This is a genomic window from Caballeronia sp. ATUFL_F2_KS9A, assembly GCF_023630765.1.
GTDB classification, from domain to species: domain Bacteria; phylum Pseudomonadota; class Gammaproteobacteria; order Burkholderiales; family Burkholderiaceae; genus Caballeronia; species Caballeronia zhejiangensis.
The window spans coordinates 1-1,442 of the sequence record NZ_JALQEK010000059.1 but is presented as its reverse complement, the minus strand read 5'-3'; the positions used below and the strand labels follow the sequence as shown (position 1 = coordinate 1,442).

Sequence of the window (1,442 nt, the reverse complement as noted above, 5' to 3'; positions counted from 1 at the left end):
TGAACTGCACCCCAAAAGTTGGACACCCGTTCAACGATTTGGGGTGTTTTTTCATGAGCAAGTACAGCGCACGACTCAAGAGCAGAGTCGTTCAAGACTATTTATCAGGCGAGCGGGGTGGTTACGGAGAGGTGGGGCGTCAACATGGCGTGGGCCAGGGCACGGTGCGTAAATGGGTGGCGGCCTGGCGGGCGCATGGCGAGGCGGCGTTTAAGAAGAAGTACAGTTTCTACGACGGCCCATTCAAACTGAAGGTGCTGCAGTTCATGCACACCAAGGCCCTGTCGTGCCGAGAGACGGCCGCGATCTTCGATATCCGCAATCCGAGCGCGATTAATGTCTGGAAGCGCCGGTATGATTCGGGAGGTATGCAGGCCCTTGAGCCGCGCCCCCGAGGACGCTCCGTGAAGCAACCCAAGTCATCTGCGCCAGCGGTTTCGTCCAAATCCGACGAGGCCCGCACGAAGGAAGAGCTCCTGAAGGAGCTGAACTATCTGCGCATGGAGAATGCGTACCTAAAAAAACTCGATGCCTTGATCCGCTCGGAAAGCCCTACAGCGCAGCGCAAAAAGCGCAAGTAGTGGCCGGGTTGAGGCATGAGTTTGCGCTCGACGGCCTGCTGAAAGTGGCCGGCCTGGCGCGCAGCACGTTCTACTACCAATGCAAGGCTTCACGCAAGGCGGACAAACACGCGCAGCTCAAGGCGCGTATTCGTTCTGTGTTCGAGCAGCACAAAGGGCGTTATGGCTATCGACGCATTACTCACGCAGTCCGGCATTTGGGCACTGTTGTGAATCACAAGACCGTCCAGCGGTTGATGCACCTCATGAAACTGAAGTCGCTGGTGCGCCCGAAGAAGTTTCAAGCCTTCCGCGGGACGGTGGGACGGGTTGCGCCGAACGTGCTGCAAAGACAGTTCGATGCCGCGGGGCCGAACCAGAAGTGGGTCACCGATATCACTGAATTCCGGGTGGGCGAGCGAAAGCTTTATCTATCGCCGGTGCTGGATCTGTATAACGGCGAGATCATCGCCTACGAGACGGCCACTCGTCCGGCATTCGCGATGGTCGCCAACATGATCAAAAAGGCGTTCAGAAGGCTGGAAGTCGATGATCGCCCCTTGGTCCACTCGGATCAAGGCTGGCACTATCAGATGGGCGCTTACCAGGCGTTGCTCTCGCAACGAGCCCTGACGCAAAGCATGTCGCGCAAGGGCAACTGCCACGACAACGCCACCATGGAAAGCTTCTTCGGCACTTTGAAGTCGGAGTTCTTCTACCCCAACCGCTTCGAGAGCATCGAAGCCCTTCAGGCCGGAATCAGACGCTACATTCACTACTACAATCACCACCGCATCAAGCTGAAGCTGAAAGGGCTGAGTCCTGTGATGTACAGAACTCAGCCCTTAGCGGCCTAGCCCAAAACTGTCCAACTTTGCGGGG

1 protein-coding gene is annotated in these 1,442 nt (G+C 57.3%); it reads left to right on the top strand.

What is annotated here, in order from left to right:
* Positions 1-53: 53 nt before the first annotated feature.
* A protein-coding gene (locus NCS67_RS31770) for an IS3 family transposase (RefSeq protein WP_409017632.1) occupies positions 54-1,417 on the top strand; the annotation gives its coding sequence in 2 pieces (ribosomal slippage) (positions 54-525 and positions 525-1,417; 1,365 coding nt in all).
* The last annotated feature ends 25 nt before the right edge of the window (positions 1,418-1,442 follow it).